The sequence below is a fragment of the Lysobacter sp. KACC 24251 genome (genome assembly GCF_057747755.1).
This window is the reverse complement of the sequence record NZ_CM173222.1, coordinates 1,061,750-1,080,732: the sequence shown is the minus strand read 5'-3', so window position 1 is coordinate 1,080,732 and position 18,983 is coordinate 1,061,750. Positions and strand designations below refer to the sequence as shown.

The following is an 18,983-nucleotide window of genomic DNA, read 5'->3' as shown; positions in this document are numbered from 1 at the left end:
CTGCCCCTGTCAATGTCCCCACCATGCCGCAACGGCTTCCCGACGGCAACGGGAGTCCGTACCCTGAACGGCATGAACTCCGCTGCCGCCCCCGGCGATGACGTGCTGATGCTCGCCTGGGTGGCGGGAGACGGCACGGCGTTCGAGCAGTTGTACGCCCGCCACCGGGGTCCGTTGTTCCGTTTCCTGCTGCGCCAGTTGCGCGACCAGGCGTTGGCAGAGGAATTCTTCCAGGACGTCTGGCAGCGGGTCATTGCCGCCCGGGCGGGATGGAAGCCGGAGGCCAGCTTTGCCACGTGGCTGTTCCGCATCGCCCACAACCGGCTCAATGACCATTGGCGCGGACTCAAGCACCGCCCTGCGGCGCCCGTGGATGGCGATGAGCGTGCCGCGCGCGTGCCCGATCCCGAGACGCCGGAGCACACCCTTTCGGAGTTCGAGCAACGGCGCCGCCTGCAATTGGCCATCGAGGCGCTGCCCGAGGAGCAACGCGAGGTCGTGCTGCTTCGCCTGGAGCAGGAACTTAGCCTGGACGACATCGCCACGATCACTGGCGCCGGGCGCGAAACCGTCAAATCGAGGCTGCGCTACGCCATGGACAAGCTTCGCGCGGGACTGATGCCATGACTCCTGTTTCCCGTGATCCGCTGACCCCGGAAGAACGCGAGCTCGCCTCGCGCCTGTCGCGCATTGGGCCGCACGGCGAGCCGCCGGCGGCGCTGGATGCGCGCATCCTCTCGGCGGCCCACGCGGCGCTGTCCACGACGCCGCAGCGGCGCCGCCGCTGGCCTGCGGTGCTGGGCGTGGCCGCCACGCTGGCCCTCGCCGTGGGGATCAGCTGGCAGATGCGCCCCCACCCGGATGCCGCGCCCGCGCTGGAAGAGGGCCCCGCGGCTGCGCCCCAAGAGACCTCGCCCCGTGCCGAGGCGGCGGACGCTGCAGCCGCCATGCCGCCAGCCCCGACCTCCGGGGCTGAAGCAGAAGCAGAAGCAACCACCGAGACGCCGCAGCCGCAGATGGTGCCGCCCGCGGCGGCCAGGTCGAAGGTTCCCGCGCCCGAGGAGCCGCCGGTCATCATCGAATCGGTCGAAGCCGCGGACGAGTCTCCGATGGAGCTTGCCCCGGCACCCGCACCTGCAGCGGCACCACCCGCACCGCCACCGCCGCGCCCTACGCCGGTACCCGTTGCCGCGCCCACGTCGGAAGCAGCCGCGTCCGATCGCGCCGCGGCATCCAGCGCCGCCAGGTCCCTGCAGCGTAGCGCCGAGCCCGCATCCGTCATGGTTACCGGCAGCAAGATGGAGAGCTCCCCTCGAATCGGTGATCGCGCGCTACGCGACGTACCTATCGATGAAGACACACGCCTGACGGCCAGCGACTGGCTCGACCGCATCCGCCTGCGCCAAGCCGCCGGTGACGTCGAGGGCGCCCGCGCCAGCCTCGCCCTGTTCCGGCGCTATCACCCAGATCGGGCCATTCCGCAGGACCTCGCGCCCCTTGCGCAGTAGCGCGCGAGGTAAAATCCGCGGCATGGGCCTTCAGGCATGAGCATCGACACCTTGGCCGCGCGTGCCACGCACCTGCTCGAGGTCAAGCACAGCCGCTTCCTGGCGCACGCCGCGCCGGTAGCCACACCCGACCAGGCGCTGGCCTTCTTCGACGAAGTGGGTGACCCCACTGCCACCCACAACTGCTGGGCCTATCGCATTGGAGGCCTGTACCGCTTCAACGACGATGGCGAACCTGCCGGCACCGCGGGCCGTCCCATCCTGTCCGCGATCGATGGCCAAGGCTACGACCGGGTAGCGGTCGTCGTCACCCGCTGGTTTGGCGGCGTCAAGCTGGGTGCAGGCGGCCTGGTGCGCGCCTACGGCGGTGCCGCCGCCGAATGCCTGCGTACCGCGGTCCGCCAGCCGCTGGTGTTGCTGGCACGCGTCACCGTGGCCTACCCGTTCGAAGACACCGGCGCCGTACACGCGGCAGTCGCCCAGTTCAGCGCCGAGAAGCTCGACGAATCCTTCGGGCCGGATGGCGCGCGCCTGTGCCTCCGCTTGCCCGCCGAACGCCTCGCCCCCTTGAAAGTGCAGCTTCGCGACGCAACCCGTGACCGGGTGCGCATGATCGATCAGGACAACGAATGAACCAGCCGGCTGACGTCGCCCCTCCCAAGGCCAAGGCGCCCATCGGCAGCCTGCGCACGCTGTGGCCGTTCGTCAGCCGGCACCGCGGGTTGTTCAGCGCATGGCTGGTCGCACTGGCCTGCTCGTCGGCGGCCACGCTGACCTTGCCCAAGGCCTTCGGCACGATGATCGACCAGGGCTTCACGCAGGGCGGCGGCGCGGCAATCGATCGCGCGTTCCTGCTGCTGTTTGCCGTCGCCGTGGCCTTGGCGCTGGCCACCGCTGCGCGCTTCTTCTTCGTGTCGCTGCTGGGAGAAAAGGTGGTGGCGGACCTGCGCGACCGCCTGTATGCCCACCTGGTCGGGCTGGACATGGGATTCCACGACCGCAACCGCAGCGGCGAACTCGTTTCGCGCCTCACCGCCGATGCCGAACTGCTGCGCAGCGTGATCGGCACGACGATGTCGGTGGCCTTGCGCAGCGTCGTGACCTTCCTCGGCAGCCTGACAATGCTGTTCGTGACCAGCCCACGCCTGGCGGGCGTCGCCCTGCTGGGCATTCCGCTGGCGGTGCTGCCGATCGTGCTGGGCGCACGCCGACTGCAGAAGATCTCGCGCGCCAGCCAGGACCGCGTGGCGGACGCCAACGCACTCGCCGCTGAAACCCTGGGCGCCGTCGCCACGGTGCAGGCGCACGCACGCGAGTCTTATGAGCGCGGGCGCTTCGCCAGTGCGCTGCAGACCGCCGTGGCCACCGCGGGCCGCCGCATCCAGGCGCAAGCGTGGGTCACCGCGATCGCCATCGTGCTGGTGTTTGGCGCGATCACGCTGGTGCTGTGGTCCGGCGCGCATGACGTCGCGTCCGGGCGCATGACCGCTGGCACGCTTGGCCAGTTCGTGCTGTACGCACTGATCGGCGGCGGCTCCGTGGGCGCACTGGCCGAAGTCTGGAACGAGCTGCAACGCGCCGCCGGTGGCATGGGGCGCATCAGCGAACTGCTGGAGGAAACGCCAGCCATCCGCGCACCGGCCTCCCCCACCGGCATGCTTGCCCCCGTCCGGGGCGAGATCATGCTGGACCGCGTCACGTTCCACTACCCGCAGCGCCCCGACGCACCGGCGCTGGAGGACTTCAGCCTGCATGTCAGGCCGGGCGAAACCGTGGCCCTGGTGGGACCGTCGGGCGCGGGCAAGAGCACCGTGTTCTCGATGTTGCTGCGCTTCCATGATCCGCAGTCCGGCATGGTGCAGGTCGACAACGCCGACCTTCGCCAGCTCGACCCGACAGCACTGCGCGAAGCCATCGCGCTGGTGCCCCAGCACCCGACCATCTTCGCCACTACCGCGCGCGACAACATCCGCTATGGCCGCCTCGACGCCAGCGATGCCGATGTGGATGCCGCGGTGAAAGCCGCGCACGCCGCCGATTTCGTCGCCGCCTTGCCCGAAGGCCTGGACACCCAACTCGGCGAGCGCGGCGCGCGCCTGTCGGGGGGCCAGCAACAACGCATCGCCATTGCCCGCGCCCTGCTGAAGGACGCGCCCATCCTGCTGCTGGACGAAGCCACCAGCGCCCTGGACGCGCAGAGCGAGCGCGCCGTGCAGCAGGCGCTGGAAACGTTGATGGAAGGCCGTACCACCATTGTCATCGCCCACCGCCTGGCTACCGTGCTCAAGGCCGACCGCATCGTGGTGATGGACCATGGCCGCATCGTCGCCGAGGGCCGGCACGAGGAGTTGCTGGCGCAGGACGGCCTGTACGCCGAGTTGGCACGGCTGCAGTTCATTGACTGAAGTCATCCCAGCCCATCCAACGGGCTCAGCACGCCGCCCGCGCCACGATTGAGCACGTGGGTGTAGATCTGGGTGGTCGCAACGTCTTTGTGGCCCAGCAGCTCCTGCACGGTACGGATGTCGTAACCGCGCTCCAGCAGGTGCGTGGCGAACGAGTGGCGGAACGTATGCGCGGTCACCGGCTTGGCGATGCCTGCCTGCAACCGGGCCCTACGGAGCACCCGGGACAACGACTCCGGATCCACGTGGTGGCGCCGCTCCCGACCCGACTTGGGGTCCAACGAACGCCTCGCGGCAGGGAACAGGTATTGCCAGCCAAAGTCCCGCGCTGCCTGCGGATATTTGCGCATCAGCGCCGCCGGCAGGTAAGCCTCGCCGAAACCCTGGCGCAGGTCGTCGTCATGCAACGCGCGCGCCCGCACCACCTCGCGCTCTAAGGCCGATGCCAGCGATTGCGGCAATACCGTGCGGCGATCCTTCGCGCCCTTGCCCTCGCGCACCGTGATCTCGTTGCGCGAGAAATCCACGTCTTTCACCCGTAGGCGCATGCACTCCAGCACCCGCCTGCCCGTACCGTACAGCAGGCTAGCGACCAGCCACATCCTCCCGTCAAGGTGGGCCAGCACCGCCGCGACCTCCTGCTTGGACAGCACCGTGGGCACCCGTTGGGGACGCTTGGCACGCACGATGCCATCCAGCCACGGCAACTCCATCGCCATCACCTCGCGATAGAGGAACAACAGCGCCGACAGGGCCTGGTTCTGCGTGCTCGCAGCGACGTGCCCTTCCACCGCCAGATCGGAGAGGAAGGCCTCGATCTCCACCTGCCCCAAGTCCCGCGGATGGCGCTTGCCGTTGGCCAAGATGAAGCGGCGAATCCAAGCGATATACACCCGCTCGGTGCGCAAACTGTAGTGTTTGACGCGGATCCTGCGGCGAACTTCATCGAACAAGCGGGGACGCGGAGGGACTGTTGCGTCCGTGCTTATCACTGACTTTTGCGGTTGATAATCCATATCACCTCACTTTTGCCTGATATCACGGCAACGGTAAGGCGTCTGATGGCCCCGCACAGTCGGCCAAGGGATTGATCTGGCGTAGGAATTTTCCGTTTGACAGCGTCAGGGGGCGTCCCGACCATACGGTGATATCGTCCGGAAACGGGATCTAATTAGCGTTAGGCTGCAAGAGAGAGTTCTCAGTAGCCAATGAATCAAGCGGTTACAAACGAGATTGTCAGGCTTGGCGGTGACCCAACAGATGAGGTCTGGCTCTGGCTGGTCACACGTGGTCCACATGGGTCTTCCTTCACGTGGGGTCAAACCCGCAATGGGCCACCCGGCTATGTCGCCGTCACTCATCTCCAAGAGATTGCCGATCAACTAGCCGATTCCATCCCGGCGTTTGAGCAGCGTGCTCGGAAGGTTGTGGCCGCTGCCATGCAGTCGGAGCTCAGTGACTTGGCTAGGCGCGCTCTCCAGGTCGCGGCGGTCATTGGAGGGAGTGCTGAGCTTCAATTGGTCAGGCAACTTGCGGACAGCCAAGACCCGGCGGTAGCTTCTGACGCAAGGGCTTGTGCCTTCTATCTCAAGGGTCGCGCCTAGCGGCCTAACAGTTCATTCAAGCCGAAGTTGCTTCGCAACTCGGCTTAATTCAAGCGTTAGGCGCCACATGCAACCTCACGAGCTGTTGCGAGTTGAATCAATCGATATTCAAGAGAGTTCCGCTCTCGTTAGCTATACGTGGTGGCAGAACGACTCCGAACTGCAGGACAGTCTGGTCGTGTCACGCGAGACAGGGCTCGGCCTGGAGGCCTTTCTGGCCAAGAGACCTTTCAAAGATCAGCCGGCGCCGCCTTACACCTATTGGATAGGCGGCGTAACGTGCCACCTCGAACAGCTGGCAGCCTCCGCATGTGTTCGATCTGACCCGCGCTTGGTTGTCTATATCAAGCGTGGTAAGAGCCGAGTTCTAGATAATGTTGACTGCACCCCAGAGGACTGGGAGCAGTTCAAGGCCGTTTGCCTTCGGGCGTGGACAAAAGGCCGCCGCGATCTCCACACCAGTCTGGAGGCGGGTAACACGTACACTTGGGCTCGGGCGTCGTCGGGTGGCGCCTAACAATTCATTCAAGCCGAAGCCGCTTCGCGGCTCGGCTTAATTCAGGCGTTAGGGCTCATGTCCGAGAAGATCATCGCAGCCTTGGCAGTCATTCTCCTGGCGTCTTGCACAGAACGACCTGCCCCAGCCGCCGACCCTGAGCCGCCTGACAACGTCGCCACTAGCAGCACTGGCGAGGCATACTTTCTTGAGCCTGCTGAACTTTCTGCGCAAATGGAGCGCGCCAAAGCAGGTGACAATGAGGCAGCTCTACGGGTGGCAAACCATTACTCGCTTGCGGAATTCAATCCAGAACTAGAGCTTCCTTGGCTAGTCATGGCCGCAGAACGCGGGGACATCGGTGCCATGAGGTCACTCAGCCATCGCTACGGGAGCGGAATGTACCCAAACACCGACTGCGCCAAAGCGATCGAATGGTTGGAGCGGGCCATGAATCAAGCTAGTCCGGCCGAGTTGAAGGAACACGGCATTGTTGAGCAGATGGCCCATATCACAGGTGGCAGCGGTGCGTGCAAGGGCATGAGCCCTAACAATTCATTCAAGCCGAAGCCGCTTCGCGGCTCGGCTTAATTCAGGCGTTAGGCCGCATGGACGAACTCCAGAAACTCCAAGATTGGTACATCTCTCAGTGCAACGACGACTGGGAGCACTCCTTTGGCGTGAAGATCGACACGCTGGACAATCCTGGTTGGACGCTAGAGGTCGACCTCCGCGAGACAGAACTAGCGGGACGCAGCTTTGAGCCGCTTAGCCGTGGGGACAGCGAGGATGACTTTGACGGGATTCACTGCAAGGTGGAGCAAGAGAAGTTCATTGGCGCAGGTGGTGCGAACAATCTCACCGAGCTTTTGCGCGTATTCCTTACATGGGCTGCCAGTGCGGCCTAACAATTCATTCAAGCCGAAGCCGCTTCGCGGCTCGGCTTAATTCAGGCGTTAGGCCGCTGGAGAAACAATGCTGCGTCTTTCAATTGAATCTCTCGTCTACTCCATGTCCGTGAAGAACGGCGAGCCCTTCAGTCAGATCTATGCAACGGCCTCTATCCCTGAGGGCGTTATTGTCCGGGATTCAAAGTTCCGCGGTCCGGTCCATGTAGTAATTAGCGACAAGCCTATAGACCCTCCGTTTCAAAACGGGTCTATCTATTGGGACCCATCTTCCGGCTCATTTGCCAGCGCTTGGCTATATGCCCCAACTGAGACAATCGACCGGATAGCTGACAGAGCGAGCCTTCTTCGGCAAATCGAGCTTGATCTGGCTACCCTGGTGGTCAATGGCGGCTTCTGGACCAATGCTGAGGACTCTATTGCAGCCAACGGATTTAGCTGCACTTTCAGCAACGGGCCAGCGGCCTAACAATTCATTCAAGCCGAAGCCGCTTCGCGGCTCGGCTTAATTCAGGCGTTAGGTCTATGGAGATAGCATTCGGCAATCGAAGCACTAAAGTGCACCGCTGGCTGCGTCCTTGGGCACCGTCCATCGTGACGTTGTTCGTTGTTCTATGGACCGCGGTCATTGCTCCCATCAGCTCGTACGGGGATAACTGGGCTATAGCGCCAGTCCTCTGCGCGATTCCGGTCGCGCTCGCGTGGCATGGCCTGGTGGTTGTCTTCAATCCATCGCGCCGCGGCCATTCGGCTCTCGTTGCCGTGCTCAACCTAGCCATCCTTGCTCTAGGCTGTCTTTACTCTCTAATGCTCATCTCAAAGGACAGTCTATGAGCCATAGCCCTAACAATTCATTCAAGCCGAAGCCGCTTCGCGGCTCGGCTTAATTCAGGTGTTAGGCACCATCACAAAGCATGTGGCGACTAATCTCCCCCATGGAAGCTGCAATCGTTGAGCGCGCACTTCAAGTTGCGCCGACCACTGAGGTTGCGCAGGAGGTCTTTGCCTCGATTCACTCCTTACAGGTAACAGCAACCTGTGATTGCGGCTGCGCGACCGTGTGGTTTGGCCCCGAGGGAGCCGCCTCAACCGGAAAGATTCTGGCAGACGCTCGAGGCACCGCTAACGGGCAAGATATGGACGTCATCGTCTGGTCAAGCCAAGGAGCGCTCGTCGGTCTGGAGCTGGTTGGTGTGGGCGCAACCCCATTGCCCCAGCCGGAGTCAATTCGAGGGCATGATGTTGCCTAACAATTCATTCAAGCCGAAGCCGCTTCGCGGCTCGGCTTAATTCAGGCGTTAGACCTTAGACATGATTAAGCGGTTTCTCCAAGGATTAAAAAAGGCACCGTCCGCAACGGCTGGCGGTAAGCCTTCCGGCGCGCCTTTCGCAGAGATTTATGAGCTGCTTTTTTGCGACCGCCCTGACCTCTTCGCGCCGCACGACCCAGAAACTGCAACGCTCTGGCAGCGCACACTCTACGGCCCGGCTGATCCAGACGTCGTCCGGAGTATCGCGTCTGATCCGAATGCAGAGAGCCGGGTAAGGCTCCTCGCTTACCGTTGGCTCATGGCACACGGCTTCGCACCGAACTCCAAGGAGATTCTGGGTGTCGTTATTGAAGTTGGCCTGGAGACCGCCAACGACACCCTCGCCGCCTATGCGGATGGATCCGTCCGCTATATCAACCAAAGCGGCAAATTGGCTGTTTTCGAGGGTGGTCCACCCGAGTTGGCTGCGCACGCAATGAGCCTTATTGCTGTATCACGCAGCACCGTCAATCAAATTGGGCCATGGGAGCACCCTCGGCGAACCCCGCCGGGCAAAGGCGACATTCGCCTTAGCTTCCTAGTGGCAGATGGACTGTACTTTGGGGAGGGGCCTATCAATCTTCTGGCCAATGAGCAGCTCGCCCGCCCCGTGATTCAGGCAGGCCTGAAGCTGTTACAGCTCTGTGTTGAGGCAGCGACGGCTAAGGTCTAACAATTCATTCAAGCCGAAGCCGCTTCGCGGCTCGGCTTAATTCTGGTGTTAGGCCGTACTGGAGGCATCGTGACTGGACATCGCACAAACAGCGGCGCACGGCTTCTGAAGCAGTGGAGCATTCCGGCCAAGCAGGCCATGTACCACAAAGACGGCGTTTTCTTTATGCCGCTTGAGAGATTCCCAGGCGCGTACTGCGATCCAGATGGCTATGTCATCTTTGCAACTCAGCAGGAATTTGACTCCTGTAAGAGCATCAGTATCGGAAAGCGCGCCAATGTTCATCAGGGCATCTCAAAGCTTCCCGGCTATGTCCGCGTTAAGTAGCCTACGGCCTAACAGTTCATTCAAGCCGAAGTTGCTGCGCAACTCGGCTTGATTCAAGCGTTAGGCCCACAGCAAAGCATGAACGCGATCCTAGAGAGCATAGACAATCGTGATTTGGCTCTATGCTTTTGGCTTTCTGTGCTTTCTACGTGGATCCTTTGGAAACCAGATCTTCGTCGGCCACTCAAAGCAGTCTGGAAAGCCGCCACCCATCATCGCATTCTGATCGCGTTTGGGTTCGCTGCCGCAACGGTCGCGGCACTTTCGTATCTACTCAGTCTGGTTGGGCTTTGGACTTTGAGTCAACTAAAGGGTTCAGTTGCATGGTTCCTTGTGGCCTGCATCCCTTCCATAATGGACATCCCGAAGCTCAGCCATAACTTCGGCCTGTTTCGTGCAGCTGCTTTAAAGAACTTTGAGCTGTCGGTGCTGGTTGACTTCTACATCAACCTCTATCACGCACCGCTACTCGTAGAGATCATCTTGTTGCCGGTAGCTACCGCACTCACCGCAATGATCGTCCTGGCGGAAATGAAGCCAGAGCTAAAGGCCGCGCATCGCCCTCTTACAAACATCCTGGCGACGATTGGCATCTGTTGGCTCGTCTTTCAGACATACAAACTTGGGTCGAGCTTCGAGGAAGTCCGGAACTTCAATACCATAAGAGACTTCGCCCTTCCTTTGGCACTTAACTTGGCCTTCCTCCCCGTCTTGGTTCTGTATGCTGTCTACGCAGCATATGATTCAGTGTTCGCGAGGGTGCAATTCGTAGTAAAGGAGCCCAAGTTGCGTCGATTTGCGAAGATTTCACTCCTTCTCCGCTGCGGTCTAAACTACATGCGGGCTCATCGATGGCTAAAGCGAGCGTGGCAAGTAGATCTCGACAGTCGCGCTGTTGTATGGAGGTCCGTCGGTGAGGCCTAACATTTCATTCAAGCCGAAGTTGCTTCGCAACTCGGCTTAATTCTGGCGTTAGGCACGCCGCAGAGAGACATTGATGTCCTTGTTTGATGCCTTCGATCTTGTAGACCTCATTGACCCAAGCGCTTGGCGCTTATTCGTTCCGCTGCTTGTCGGAATCGGGGCAGGTCTGTTCGTCTATTTCACATCAGGTCAAACGCCTGCATCCGCTGCGGTCGCCTTTGCATTGGGCTTCGGTGGGCTTATCGTTGGCTGGGTTTGGGAGTTCTCTCACGGGCGACGGCGCTGAGCTGGCTGCTGCCTAACAGTTCATTCAAGCCGAAGACACTTCGTGTCTCGGCTTAATTCAGGCGTCAGGCACCATGGAAAGGCCCCTCCTCACTGACATAGAAGATCGGACACTCGCCTTAGCGGAGGACGACTACGTGCACTTCAAGCTCGCCAGACCTGTGCTCGGCACCTTTTATGAGCGGGACGTGAGCTTTAAGGAAATCTCGGCCGTTGTCGGCCGCCTATCGTCGCTCGGCCTGATCCGCTGGCGCATCCGGCAGAACGGACATGCGCACTTTCGGGCCAGGGCATCTGAAAGCCTTCAGCACAATTGCACCGCTTCGTTCACGGCAACTGCCGCCGGCAAGGCCTACCTTGCTGAGCCTCGGCATGTTGGGTGAATTCACACACCAAGTGCGACACCCGTTGGACATCGCACTCCGACCGCTTGGCCAAATTGTCCCGTCACCTCATCGCTTGGCGCTTGGCGCTTGGGCGGACTCTACGTAACTCAAGCGTTAGACCGCCGCGTGGCGTTCGCGCAGTCCGACCTCCAAGGTGCCGCCTCCACTTGCCGATGTCCAAGCTTGAACCTGCTGAGATCCAATCCTCAAGTTCTGAGGTCCAAGGCTGGACGCATTAGGGTCCGAGGCCCTAGCTTTGATACCCAAGTTGCTTCGCGGCTCGGCGTCATTCATGTAGTAGACACGGGGAACCCGTGATCAAGGGGATTCTGGATGGCCGATAACAAGACCCAGCCCACCGACGCCAACGTCGAGGCCTACATCGACTCAAGAGCCAACGCGCAACAGCGCTCCGACTGCCTCGAGTTGATGGTCCTGCTGAACCAGGTCACCGGGTACTCACCCAAAATGTGGGGGCCCAGCATCGTCGGTTATGGCTCCTACCGATACACCTACGAAAGTGGACGGCCCGGGGAAGCCCCGTTGGCAGGCTTTGCCATCCGTGGCCGAGACCTGGTGGTCTACCTGCTGGCGGATGGAGAGCAGCAAGGATCGCTGCTGTCCAAGCTAGGCAGGCACAGGATGGGCAAGGCTTGTCTGTACTTCAGGCAGCTCGCCGATCTTGATAGGTCCGTACTCGAGAAGCTTGTCGTCAACTCGGTCGCGGAAGTTGGGCGACGATATGGGTAGCACCCCGCTTCGCGCATGAGCTGCATCAGGCCTACAATCCCACAATGGATTACCAGCTCGTCATTAAGTTCTGGCGCAAGTCTCTCGAGAATGAAGAGTTCCTCGCGACGATTGAAGGCGAATTGAAAGAGACATTGGGCAACAAGGTCGAGCTGGAGGGCTACGACGTGACCCCCAAGGAGATCAATCTGTTCATGCTCACCTCGGACCCACGCACCTCGTTTCGACAAGCGCGGAATGTGCTGGAAGAGCTGGGTATTGTCCGGGGTGTATCCGCTGCCTACCGCTTGGCGGGCGGCGCAAAGTTCACGTCGATCTGGCCGCTGCGCTCCACGCGCAAGTTCTCCCTTCCTGGCGCCGGGTAGGCTTGGCAATTTCCCACGGGAGAGGAAACCATCAAGTTGAGGCCCTCCCATGCATATCCGGACAGCCTTCCATGGCCAGTGATGTCGACTTCGTCCTGTACGTGATCGAGCAGTCGCAGCTCGGCGCGCGCTTGAGCTACAAACGGCTCTTTGGCGAGTACGCGCTATACCTCAACGAGAAGGTGGTCGCGTTCGTCTGCGACAACAGCCTGTTTCTCAAGAACACCGAGGCCGCGAACCGGTTGGCGCCAGATTGCCCCATGCTGCCCCCCTACCCCATGGCGAGGCCGCACCCGATGGCCGATGCACTGCTGGACGCGCCGGACTTGCTGCGGCAGGTCCTTGAGGCCACGGAAGCCGAGCTTCCCGCGCCCAAACCCCGCGCCAAGGCGAAGGCCGCACGAGGGCGCCCAGGTAATCGGCAATAGGGGCGCCCCCAGCGCGGGCGTATGCGGCTAACCCATCACGCGCGCCAGCACCGCTTCGATATCCCGCTCATCCAGCAGCGTGCCGAAGGCGCTGCCATGCTGCCCCGCCACGCGGCCGCGGTGGAACGCGTCGGCCAGCGGACTCCGCGCCTGCCGCAGCACGGCGGCCTGCATGGCCAAGGCCAGCCGCTCCACCAGCCAGCGGGCGTGCACTTCTGGCACGGCACGGCCTTCGACCAGTACGCCGCGCAGGGTGGCCCAGACCGCCTCGCCGTCGTCACTTACCATGGCACCAGACGCCTCCAGCCACGCCCACAGCGCGCGGCCCAACTCCGGATCGCGGGCCAGCGCCCGCAGCACGTCCAGGCACTGGATGTTGCCGCTGCCTTCCCAGATCGAGTTCAGCGGTGCCTGCCGGTACAGCCGCGGCAGCAGTGACTCCTCCACGTAGCCGGCGCCACCGAGGCACTCCTGCGCCTCGTTGACGAAGGCGGGGGCGCGCTTGCACACCCAGTACTTGCCGGCGGCGGTGCCGATGCGCACCATCGCGGCGGCCAGCGGGTCGCTGCCGGCGCGATCGAGGGCGGCCGCCACGTGCAGCGCGAATGCGATCGCAGCTTCGGCTTCCAGGGCCAGGTCGGCCAGGACATTGCGCATCAGCGGCTGCTCCAGCAGCGCGCGGCCGAAGGCACGCCGATGGCGCACATGGTGCAGTGCCTGGGCCAGGGCCATCCGCATCTGTGCGGCGGATCCCAGCATGCAATCCAGCCGGGTGAGCATGACCATCTCGAGGATGGTGGCCACACCGCGCCCCTCCTCACCGATGCGCCGCGCCCACGCGCCGCAGAACTCCACTTCGCTGGAGGCGTTGGACCAGTCGCCCAGCTTGTCCTTCAACCGCATCAGCCGGTATGCGTTGCGCTGCCCATCGGGCAACAGGCGCGGCAGCAGCAGGCAGGTAAGACCGCCGGCCGCCTGTGCCAGCACCAGGAAGCCGTCGGACATCGGTGCAGACATGAACCACTTGTGCCCGACCACGGCGTATTCGCCCTCACCTGCGAGCGGCTCGGCGCGGGTGGTGTTGGCGCGCACGTCGGAGCCGCCCTGCTTCTCGGTCATGCCCATGCCGAGGGTAACGCCCCGCTTCTCGGCGATCGGCACCTCGCGCGGGTCGTAGTGCGGGGCGGCGGCCTTGGCGGCCCATTCGGCAAGCACGGGCTCGCGGCGCAGCACGGGCACGGCGGCGTGGGTCATGGTCAGCGGGCAGCTGGTACCCGGCTCGACCTGGTGGTGCAGGTAGCTGAGTGCGGCCCGCGCGACGTGCGCCCCATCTTGCGAGGCGGTCCAGGACATCCCGGCGACGCCATGGCCGATGGCAGCCTCCATCAGCTGGTGGTAGGCGGGGTGGAACTCCACGCGATCGATGCGCTGGCCCACGCCGTCGTGCGTGCGCAGGCGTGGACGGTCGCGGTGGGCGTCGAAGGACAGCGCATACAGTGCGTCGCCGGCGAGTGCCCCATAGGCGGCCAGCTGCGTGGCGAATGCGGCTCCGCCCTCGCGGGCCACCGCCTCCCGGAGGGCGACGTCATCGGCCCACAGGTCGCGCGGGGCGAACTCGGGGGGCTGGTTTTCAACGCGGTGCGTTTCGAACGGCGGCAGATCCATGCGCGGCTCCGGCGGCTACCCTGCCGCGATTGTGCGCTCGCCGGCGCGGACCTGTCGTGCAAAAAAAAACCCCGCGCTGGGCGCGGGGTCTAGAGTTGGCGTTGGCCGGATCAGGCGGGCTGTACGCCCGATGCCTGTGCGCCCTTCGGGCCCTGGGTCAGCTCGTAGCTGACGCGCTGGCCTTCCTGCAGGCTACGGAAGCCCTTGGAGTTGATCGCCGAGAAGTGCACGAACACGTCCGCGCTCCCATCCTCCGGCGAAATGAAGCCAAAACCCTTGGCGTCGTTGAACCACTTCACGGTGCCGTACTGCATATCCTTGATGACCTCATGCTGGGTGCGTTGGGCGCACTGCCGCCGTCTGGCGGCAAGCGCGCGCCCCGAGTATGCAAACTGAACGACGGCTTTACAATCGTCCCGCGCTCACATCCCGCCTGTCGGATCCGCCGGGCTGGGCTCAGCCGGCCAGCATCGCCTTGAGCAGGGCGGGCAGCCCCGCGGAAGCGGCGGCCACATTGTCCAGCACGTCCTGCAGGGTGATGACTTCGTCCGGGTCGGGTCCGGCGCCGGCGGCCCAGTTGGCCACGATGGCCAGGCAGGCATAGTCCAGCCCCATCTCGCGGGCCAATCCTGCCTCCGGCATGCCGGTCATGCCCACCAGGTCGCAGCCGTCGCGGCGCATGCGCACGATTTCGGCGCGGGTTTCCAGTCGCGGTCCCTGGGTGGCGCCGTAGCAGCCGCCATCCACCATCGCCACGTGGGCCTTGGTCGCGGCGGCCACTACCGCTTGGCGCAGGCTGCGGGTGTAGGGCTCGCCGAAGTCGACGTGGAGCACCTCGGTTCCCTCCTCCTCGCAGATCGTGGAGACACGGCCCCAGGTGTAGTCGATCAGCTGGTCCGGACAGGCCAGCACGCGCGGTCCGAAGCGCTCGGTGATGCCGCCGACGGTGTTGAGCGCCAGCACGCGTTGCGCGCCGAGGGCCTGCAACGCCGCGAGGTTGGCACGGTAGTTGACCTTGTGCGGCGGCACCGAATGGCCTTCGCCGTGGCGTGCCATGAAGGCAACGCGGTGGCCACCCAACGTGCCCACGCGCACCGGACCCGAGGGCATGCCGTACCGGGTCTCCGGCTCGTGGCTGGTCACGTCCTGCAGGTCGGCGAGCTTGTACAGGCCGGTGCCGCCGATGATGGCCAGGGCAATGTCAGTCATGTCGTCTCCATCGCGGCGGACGTACGCGGCAGGGGCCGCGCCGAAGTGGCCCGGTCGCTGTCAGTCCTTCAGCGCGTAGATGTCCGGCAGGTTGCGGCCCTGCTCGTGGTAGTCCATGCCGTAGCCGAACACGTAACGGTCCGGCACGGTCACGGCCACGTAGTCGGCGGCTATGCCCGGCACGCAGCGGTCGTGTTCCTTTACCGATAGCGCCGCGATGCGCACGTCGGCGGCGCCCTCGGACCGGCACCAGTCACGCACGGCGGCCAGCGTGTGGCCCTCGTCCAGGATGTCATCGGCCAGGATCACGCGACGGCCGGCCAGCGGCGTGGCCGGGCGATGCTTCCACACCAGGTCGCTGCCGGTGGTCTGGCCGCGGTAACGGGTGGCGTGCAGGTAGTCGAACTCCAGGTCCTGGCCCAGCGCGCCCAACTCCATCGCCAGCTGCGCAGCGAACGGCAGGCCGCCGTGCATGATCGTCAGGTACACCGGCACGCCGCCGGCAAAATCGCGGTGGATCTCGGCGGCCATCCGCTTGATGCCGGCGTCTATGGTGGCGCGCTCCACCACCACTTCGGCGTTGGCGAGGGCATCGGCCAGCGCGGGGCGCGTATCGGCGGTCATCAGGCAAGTCCTTCCTGGCGCGTGCGGGCCTCGGTGTAGCGGGCGTCCGCCAACAGGCCATCCCAGCCCATCGGACCGCGGCCGATCAGGCCGGTGAGTGCCATGGTGTTGAGCTTGCGGTCCTTGATGGCATCCAGCGACTCCTCCACCAGTTCCGGATGGCAGACCAGCACCACGTCGCAACCCGCATCCAGGTGCAGGTCCACGCGCTGCTTGATGCCACCGGCCGAGAACGCCGCGGCCATGCCGATGTCATCGGAGAAGACAACGCCGCGAAAGCCCATTTCCTTGCGCAGGATGTCTTCGATCCAGACCTTGGAATAGCCGGCGGGTTCCGGCGCGACGGCGGGATACACCACGTGGGCCATCATCACAGCATCGGCCTTGGCCTCGATACCGGCCACGAACGGCACCAGGTCCAGCGCACGGATCTCCTCCAGCGGTCGCGGGTCGATGGCGTCGTCGAAATGGGTGTCCTCCAGCACCGAGCCGTGGCCCGGGAAGTGCTTGAGCGTGGCCGCCATGCCGGCACTGTGCATGCCGCGCACGTAGGCGCGGGTGAAGTCGGCGACCACCGCCGGGTCCTCGGAGAACGCGCGGTTGCCGATGGCGCGGTTGCCGCGGCCGAGGTCCACGACCGGGGCGAAGCTGAGGTCCACGCCGGTGGCGCGCACTTCGCTGGCCATCAGCCAGGCGTGCTCTTCCGCCATCGCCAGTGCAGCGGACTTGTCCTGCGCGTAAAGCCGGCCGAAGTTCTCCAGCGGCGGCAGCGCGCTGTAGCCCTCGCGGAAACGCTGCACGCGGCCGCCTTCCTGGTCCACGCAGACCAGTTGCGGGCGCGGCGCGGCGGCGCGGATGGCCTGCGACAGCTCCGCCACCTGCGCGCTGGACGCGAAGTTGCGGGAGAACAGGATCACGCCGGCGCACGCATCGTGCTGCAGCCAGTCGCGCTCCTGCGCGGTGAGTTCGGTGCCGGCAACGCCGATGACGAGCATTCGGAAAACTCCTGGTAACGGTGCGCGGCGCCTCGGCGCCGCAGGGTCAGGGGATTGTGGCGCACTTGCCGCGCCGGGCCCAGCACGCGCGGCTGAACGGGCGCAGCGACGTGATGGCGGTCAGCCTTCGCCGGCCTGCTCCGCCGAGGTCCACTGGCTGAAGGGCCGGGTGGCCAGCGCCAGGTTGTAGTAGCGCGGGCTGTCGGTGACTTCCGCGCCTGCCCACTCGGGCTTGGTGAAAGCTTCGTCGGCGGACGTCAGCTCGATCTCCGCCACCACCAGCCCGGCGTTGTCGCCGAGGAACTCGTCCACTTCCCACAGGTGGCCGTCGACGGTGACGTAATGGCGGCGCTTGTCGACCAGCCCGCCGACGCTCAGCGCCAGCAGGCCGCGCGCGTCGTCCACGGGGATGGCGTAGTCGAACTCCTGGCGGGTGTGGCCCAACTCGCGCGACTTGAGGTTGAGGTAAGCCTCGTCGCCCTGGATGCGCACGCGCACCGAGGCCTTCATCGCGCCGGTGTCCATGGCCTTGAGGTCGTTGAGGTAGCCCTGCGCCATCGGCACGACCTTGTGCGCGGCGGCGCGCCAGCCGTCGCCGGTGACGAGGAATTTGCGTTCGATTTCCAGGGGCATGATGGGTCCTGATGCGGGGAGCGGGAAGCGGCCGGCGCTCGTCGGTAGATGCACAGGCATCGGACGCCTAATGCACGGGCGCGCGGCGGCGCGATAACCGCTGTCGTTGCCTGTTACTGGGTCAGCGCGAGTCAGCGGGGCTCGAACATCGCGATGGACTCGACGTGCGCAGTGTGCGGGAACATGTCCATCACGCCGGCGGCCTTGAGCTTCCAGCCGCGCTCGTTGACCAGGTAACCCGCGTCGCGCGCCAGCGAGGCCGGGTGGCAGCTCACGTACACGATGCGCTTGAATTGTTTGAGCGGCAGCTGGGTCAGTACGAAGTCCGCGCCCGAGCGCGGCGGGTCCAGCAGCAGCTTGTCGAAGCCTTCGCGCATCCAGGTGTGGCCGGACAGATCCTTGCCCAGGTCGGCCGCGTGGAACTGGGCATTGGGCAGGTTGTTGTGCGCGGCGTTCTCACGGGCACGCATCACCAGCCCCGCCTCGCCTTCCACGCCCACCACCTCGCGCACGGTGCGCGCCAGTGGCAGGGTGAAATTGCCCAGGCCGCAGAACAGGTCGAGCACGCGCTCGTCCGGTTGCGCATCGAGCAGGTCGAGCGCGCTGCGGATCATCTTGCCGTTGAGGCCGGCGTTGACCTGGATGAAGTCCAGCGGCCGGAAGTTGAACTCCAGGTGCCACTCCGGCAACGAGAACGCCAGCTTGATCTGCTCCGGCCACAGCGGGTGGACGCTGTCCACGCCGCCCGGCTGCAGGAAAATGGCGAAGCCGTGCTGCTGGCCGAACGCCACCAGCGCCGCCTTGTCGGCTTCCGACAGCGGCGAGAGGTGGCGGATGGTCAGCGCGATGCCGCTGAAGTGGGCCTGGCGGTCACCGGCGATGAACTCGATCTGCGGGATGTCCTTGCGCGCCTGCAGGCCATCGACCAGCGTGGCCAGCGCCGCGACCTTGTCCCCGATTTCCGGGATCACCGTGTGGCAGAACGAGACGTCGGCCACGAAGCGAGGATCGACCTCGCGGAAACCGACCAGTGTCTTGTCCTTCTTGTCCACGCGGCGCACCGAGAAGCGCCCCTTGCGACGGTAGCCCCACGCGGCATCGGTCAGTGGCGGCAGGATGGTCTCCGGGGTGACGTGACCGATGCGGCTCAGGTTCTCCAGCAGAACGTTCTGCTTGGCGAGGATCTGCTTGTCCTCGGCGTAGTGCTGCATCGCGCAACCGCTGCACACACCGAAATGCGCGCAACGCGGCTCGACGCGCTCCGGGGCGGCGACCAGCACCTGCACCGTCTTGGCCTCGTCGAAGTTGCGGTTGCGCCCGGTCTGGCTGGCCATGACCCGCTCGCCCGGCAGCGCACCGGCCACGAACACGGCCTTGCCGTTCTCGCGACGGGCCACGCCCCGGCCGTCGTGGGTCAGGCCGGTGATCTCGGCTTCGAAGGGGGTCTGGTCGATTCGCGCCACGGTTACGGCCGGTTTTCAGGGGGTG

22 protein-coding genes are annotated in these 18,983 nt (G+C 64.3%); 14 read left to right on the top strand and 8 right to left on the bottom strand.

The window, feature by feature from the left end:
- The first annotated feature begins 72 nt into the window (after positions 1-72).
- The 4 genes from AC3ARF_RS05205 to AC3ARF_RS05190 are packed head-to-tail and all read left to right on the top strand — an operon-like array spanning position 73 to position 3,913.
- The gene (locus AC3ARF_RS05205; RefSeq protein ID WP_498930906.1) at positions 73-627 is read left to right on the top strand and encodes an RNA polymerase sigma factor; all 555 of its coding nucleotides are present in this window, start codon (positions 73-75) and stop codon (positions 625-627) included.
- Positions 624-1,508 (top strand): hypothetical protein, encoded by an 885-nt coding sequence (locus AC3ARF_RS05200; protein WP_498930905.1) that lies wholly within the window; start codon positions 624-626, stop codon positions 1,506-1,508. The genes AC3ARF_RS05205 and AC3ARF_RS05200 overlap by 4 nt, the downstream gene beginning before the upstream one ends.
- A 36-nt stretch (positions 1,509-1,544) precedes the next feature.
- Positions 1,545-2,141, top strand: a complete 597-nt coding sequence (locus AC3ARF_RS05195) for an IMPACT family protein (RefSeq protein ID WP_498930903.1) — start codon at positions 1,545-1,547, stop codon at positions 2,139-2,141.
- On the top strand, positions 2,138-3,913 hold the full coding sequence (locus AC3ARF_RS05190; RefSeq protein ID WP_498930901.1) for an ABC transporter transmembrane domain-containing protein: 1,776 nt from the start codon (positions 2,138-2,140) through the stop codon (positions 3,911-3,913). Before AC3ARF_RS05195 ends, AC3ARF_RS05190 begins: the two co-directional genes overlap by 4 nt.
- A 2-nt stretch (positions 3,914-3,915) precedes the next feature.
- Here the strand turns inward: AC3ARF_RS05190 and AC3ARF_RS05185 are convergent, their stop codons facing one another.
- Positions 3,916-4,929, bottom strand: coding sequence for an integron integrase (locus AC3ARF_RS05185; RefSeq protein WP_498930899.1), 1,014 nt, complete (start codon positions 4,927-4,929; stop codon positions 3,916-3,918).
- Positions 4,930-6,091: 1,162 nt separating this feature from the next.
- Here AC3ARF_RS05185 and AC3ARF_RS05180 point away from each other — a divergent pair.
- The 10 genes from AC3ARF_RS05180 (at position 6,092) to AC3ARF_RS05135 (ending at position 12,369) form a co-directional block, all read left to right on the top strand.
- Entirely contained in the window at positions 6,092-6,604 is a 513-nt protein-coding gene (locus tag AC3ARF_RS05180) for a hypothetical protein (protein ID WP_498930897.1), read from the top strand.
- 17 nt (positions 6,605-6,621) lie between these two features.
- Positions 6,622-6,921, top strand: a complete 300-nt coding sequence (locus AC3ARF_RS05175; protein ID WP_498930895.1) for an immunity 53 family protein — start codon at positions 6,622-6,624, stop codon at positions 6,919-6,921.
- A gap of 67 nt (positions 6,922-6,988) precedes the next feature.
- Positions 6,989-7,390, top strand: coding sequence for a hypothetical protein (locus AC3ARF_RS05170; protein ID WP_498930893.1), 402 nt, complete (start codon positions 6,989-6,991; stop codon positions 7,388-7,390).
- Between the two features lie 842 nt (positions 7,391-8,232).
- Complete coding sequence (locus AC3ARF_RS05165; RefSeq protein WP_498930891.1) at positions 8,233-8,904, top strand: hypothetical protein; 672 nt, start codon at positions 8,233-8,235, stop codon at positions 8,902-8,904.
- Between the two features lie 69 nt (positions 8,905-8,973).
- Positions 8,974-9,231, top strand: coding sequence for a hypothetical protein (locus AC3ARF_RS05160; RefSeq protein WP_498930889.1), 258 nt, complete (start codon positions 8,974-8,976; stop codon positions 9,229-9,231).
- A 78-nt stretch (positions 9,232-9,309) separates the two neighbouring features.
- Positions 9,310-10,155 carry a hypothetical protein gene (locus tag AC3ARF_RS05155; protein ID WP_498930888.1) on the top strand — a complete coding sequence of 282 codons (846 nt, stop codon included), beginning with the start codon at positions 9,310-9,312 and terminating at the stop codon, positions 10,153-10,155.
- A 422-nt stretch (positions 10,156-10,577) separates the two neighbouring features.
- On the top strand, positions 10,578-10,823 hold the full coding sequence (locus AC3ARF_RS05150) for a hypothetical protein (protein WP_498930886.1): 246 nt from the start codon (positions 10,578-10,580) through the stop codon (positions 10,821-10,823).
- 336 nt (positions 10,824-11,159) lie between these two features.
- Positions 11,160-11,576, top strand: coding sequence for a DUF1801 domain-containing protein (locus AC3ARF_RS05145; RefSeq protein ID WP_498930885.1), 417 nt, complete (start codon positions 11,160-11,162; stop codon positions 11,574-11,576).
- A gap of 44 nt (positions 11,577-11,620) precedes the next feature.
- Positions 11,621-11,941 (top strand): hypothetical protein, encoded by a 321-nt coding sequence (locus AC3ARF_RS05140; protein ID WP_498930883.1) that lies wholly within the window; start codon positions 11,621-11,623, stop codon positions 11,939-11,941.
- A gap of 71 nt (positions 11,942-12,012) precedes the next feature.
- On the top strand, positions 12,013-12,369 hold the full coding sequence (locus AC3ARF_RS05135) for a TfoX/Sxy family protein (RefSeq protein ID WP_498930881.1): 357 nt from the start codon (positions 12,013-12,015) through the stop codon (positions 12,367-12,369).
- A 27-nt stretch (positions 12,370-12,396) separates the two neighbouring features.
- On the opposite strand, the gene AC3ARF_RS05130 is transcribed toward AC3ARF_RS05135, so the two are convergent.
- The 7 genes from AC3ARF_RS05130 to rlmD all read right to left on the bottom strand — a co-directional run bounded on the left by AC3ARF_RS05130 (position 12,397) and on the right by rlmD (position 18,958).
- A complete protein-coding gene (locus AC3ARF_RS05130) occupies positions 12,397-14,034 on the bottom strand; it encodes an acyl-CoA dehydrogenase family protein (protein WP_498930879.1) in 1,638 nt (545 codons plus the stop codon).
- Between the two features lie 110 nt (positions 14,035-14,144).
- Positions 14,145-14,348, bottom strand: coding sequence for a cold-shock protein (locus tag AC3ARF_RS05125; RefSeq protein WP_036135412.1), 204 nt, complete (start codon positions 14,346-14,348; stop codon positions 14,145-14,147).
- Between the two features lie 142 nt (positions 14,349-14,490).
- Positions 14,491-15,243, bottom strand: a complete 753-nt coding sequence (locus AC3ARF_RS05120; RefSeq protein ID WP_498930877.1) for an S-methyl-5'-thioinosine phosphorylase — start codon at positions 15,241-15,243, stop codon at positions 14,491-14,493.
- A gap of 60 nt (positions 15,244-15,303) precedes the next feature.
- Positions 15,304-15,867 carry a hypoxanthine-guanine phosphoribosyltransferase gene (locus AC3ARF_RS05115; RefSeq protein WP_498930876.1) on the bottom strand — a complete coding sequence of 188 codons (564 nt, stop codon included), beginning with the start codon at positions 15,865-15,867 and terminating at the stop codon, positions 15,304-15,306.
- A complete protein-coding gene (gene nagZ / locus AC3ARF_RS05110; protein WP_498930875.1) occupies positions 15,867-16,862 on the bottom strand; it encodes a beta-N-acetylhexosaminidase in 996 nt (331 codons plus the stop codon). Before nagZ ends, AC3ARF_RS05115 begins: the two co-directional genes overlap by 1 nt.
- A gap of 120 nt (positions 16,863-16,982) precedes the next feature.
- Positions 16,983-17,495 carry a CYTH domain-containing protein gene (locus AC3ARF_RS05105; RefSeq protein WP_498930874.1) on the bottom strand — a complete coding sequence of 171 codons (513 nt, stop codon included), beginning with the start codon at positions 17,493-17,495 and terminating at the stop codon, positions 16,983-16,985.
- Positions 17,496-17,626: 131 nt separating this feature from the next.
- The gene (rlmD, locus tag AC3ARF_RS05100) at positions 17,627-18,958 is read right to left on the bottom strand and encodes a 23S rRNA (uracil(1939)-C(5))-methyltransferase RlmD (RefSeq protein ID WP_498930873.1); all 1,332 of its coding nucleotides are present in this window, start codon (positions 18,956-18,958) and stop codon (positions 17,627-17,629) included.
- Positions 18,959-18,983 lie beyond the last annotated feature (25 nt).